Annotated in this window: 1 protein-coding gene and 2 pseudogenes; 2 read left to right on the top strand and 1 reads right to left on the bottom strand. The window is 65.3% G+C overall.

What is annotated here, in order from left to right; all coding sequences use genetic code 11:
• Nucleotides 1-826 (bottom strand): annotated as a pseudogene (locus tag ACWNCF_RS01485) (aminotransferase class I/II-fold pyridoxal phosphate-dependent enzyme); the annotation flags it as partial.
• Nucleotides 827-930: 104 nt separating this feature from the next.
• On the opposite strand from ACWNCF_RS01485, the pseudogene ACWNCF_RS01490 reads away from it, so the two are divergent.
• Together ACWNCF_RS01490 and ACWNCF_RS01495 are read left to right on the top strand one after the other, a co-directional pair.
• A pseudogene (locus ACWNCF_RS01490) lies at nt 931-2144 on the top strand (pyridoxal phosphate-dependent aminotransferase).
• 32 nt (nt 2145-2176) lie between these two features.
• Nucleotides 2177-2789 (top strand): homoserine dehydrogenase (locus ACWNCF_RS01495; RefSeq protein ID WP_449405763.1); only part of this gene is annotated, 613 nt, incomplete at its 3' end.

Genomic DNA, 2789 nt, shown 5'->3' on the forward strand with positions numbered 1-2789 from the left:
GCCTTGCACCAGCAGGACTTTTTCCTCGGACAACAGCTCACAGATAAATTGCTGGTCATCGGCGATCGGGTAGATCTTCGGGTCGAGGCGTGGGAACATGTACAGCGCCGCTTTTGGCTTGACGCAGGTAACGCCCGGGATATCGGTCAGGAGTTGGTGGGCCAGGTCGCGCTGGCGCGTGAGGCGGCCGCCGGGCGCGACGAGGTCGGCGATGCTCTGGTAGCCGCCGAGGGCCGTCTGGATCGCATACTGGCCCGGCGCGTTGGCGCACAGGCGCATCGAAGCCAGCATGTTCAGGCCCTCGATATAGTCTTTCGCATGGCGTTTTTCGCCGGACACGACCATCCAGCCGGCGCGGTAGCCGCACGAGCGGTAGTTCTTCGACAGGCCGTTCATGGTCACGAACAGGACGTCGTCGGCCAGCGAGGCCAGCGATACGTGCTCGTTGCCGTCGTACAGCGTCTTGTCGTAGATCTCGTCGGCGTAGACGATCAGCTGGTGCTGGCGCGCCAGTTCGACGATTTCCAGCAGCACATCGCGCGAATACAGCGCGCCGGTCGGGTTGTTCGGGTTGATGACGACGATCGCGCGCGTATTCGGCGTGATCTTCTTGCGCATGTCGTCGATGTCGGGCAGCCAGCCGGCCTGCTCGTCGCAGACATAATGCACCGGATTGCCGCCGGCCAGGCTGACGGCCGCCGTCCACAGCGGGTAGTCCGGCGCCGGCACCAGCACTTCGTCGCCGCTGCTCGAAGAGGCCCTGCATCGCCATCACGATCAGTTCGGAGGCGCCGTTGCCCAGGTAGATGTCGTCGATGCCGACGCCGATTCGGCCGGGCACTTCCCCGGCAGCGTAGTGCCAGGGTGACCGCCTTGCGACCGATGCTGAACATGCCCTTCGAAGCTCGACGTAGCGCGGCCTGCTACTGCATGTCGCGGGCCACGGCACTGCACGATCGCGTCCGGCGGGTCGGAGCCGAAGACGGCCACAAGGTCGCCGATGCTGAGCATCGGCGACCTTGTGGCCGTGTTCGGCTCCGACCCGGCGGACGCGATCGTGCAGTGCCGGGCCCCGCATATTCGTAGCAGAACCGCGCCGGCGAGCACGGATTCGAAGGGCAGAATCGGTCGCACGGCGTCACGGCTGGTGATGCAGTACGCCCGGGGAAGTGCCCGGCCGAATCGGCGTCGGCATCGACGACATCTACCTGGGCAACGGCGCCTCCGAACTGATCGTGATGGCGATGCAGGGCCTCTTGAACAGCGGCGACGAAGTGCTGGTGCCGGCGCCGGACTACCCGCTGTGGACGGCGGCCGTCAGCCTGGCCGGCGGCAATCCGGTGCATTATGTCTGCGACGAGCAGGCCGGCTGGCTGCCCGACATCGACGACATGCGCAAGAAGATCACGCCGAATACGCGCGCGATCGTCGTCATCAACCCGAACAACCCGACCGGCGCGCTGTATTCGCGCGATGTGCTGCTGGAAATCGTCGAACTGGCGCGCCAGCACCAGCTGATCGTCTACGCCGACGAGATCTACGACAAGACGCTGTACGACGGCAACGAGCACGTATCGCTGGCCTCGCTGGCCGACGACGTCCTGTTCGTGACCATGAACGCGCCTGTCGAAGAACTACCGCTCGTGCGGCTGCCGCGCCGGCTGGATGGTCGTGTCCGGCGAAAAACGCCATGCGAAAGACTATATCGAGGGCCTGAACATGCTGGCTTCGATGCGCCTGTGCGCCAACGCGCCGGGCCAGTACTGCGATCCAGACCGGCCCTCGGCGGCTACCAGAGCATCGCCGACCTCGTCGCGCCCGGCGGCCGCCTCGCGCGCCAGCGCGACCTGGCCCACCAACTCCTGACCGATATCCCGGGCGTTACCTGCGTCAAGCCAAAAGCGGCGCTGGCACAGTGTTCCCACGCCTCGACCCGAAGATCTACCCGATCGCCGATGACCAGCAGATCTATCTGTGAGCTGTTGTCCGAGGAAAAAGTCCTGCTGGTGCAAGGCACCGGCTTCAACTGGAAGACGCCGGACCATTTCCGTCTGGTCTTCCTCGCAATTGCCGACGACCTGACGGATGCGTGCGGCCGTATCGCCCGCTTCCTCGACGGCTACCGGCGCCGCCACGCGCGCTGAGAACGACAAGAACAGCCAGACGGTGCACTCATATGAAACCCATCAAAGCAGGCTTGCTCGGCCTCGGCACCGTCGGTGCAGGCACCTACCACGTCCTCCAACGCAACCAGGAAGAAATCCGCCGCCGCGCCGGCCGCGGCATCGAGGTGGCCATGGTCGCCGTCCGCAACCTCGAACGTGCCAAAGGCATCGTGGGCGCCGATGTGGAGGTCGTGGCCGACCCGTTCGCCGTGGTGAACAATCCCGACATCGACATCGTCGTCGAACTGATCGGCGGCTACGGCCTGACGCGCGAGCTGGTGCTGCAGGCGATCGCCAACGGCAAGCACGTCGTCACCGCCAACAAGGCGCTGCTCGCGCTGCACGGCAACGAGATCTTCGAAGCGGCCCAGGCCAAGGGCGTGATGGTGGCGTTCGAAGCGGCCGTCGCCGGCGGCATCCCGATCATCAAGGCGCTGCGCGAAGGCCTGTCGGCCAACCGCATCGAATCCGTGGCCGGCATCATCAACGGCACGACGAACTTCATCCTGTCCGAGATGCGCGACAAGGGCCTGGACTTCGCTACCGTGCTCAAGCAGGCGCAGGAACTGGGCTATGCAGAAGCGGACCCGACCTTCGACATCGAAGGCGTGGACGCGGCGCACA

It is taken from the genome of Massilia phosphatilytica (genome assembly GCF_977014125.1).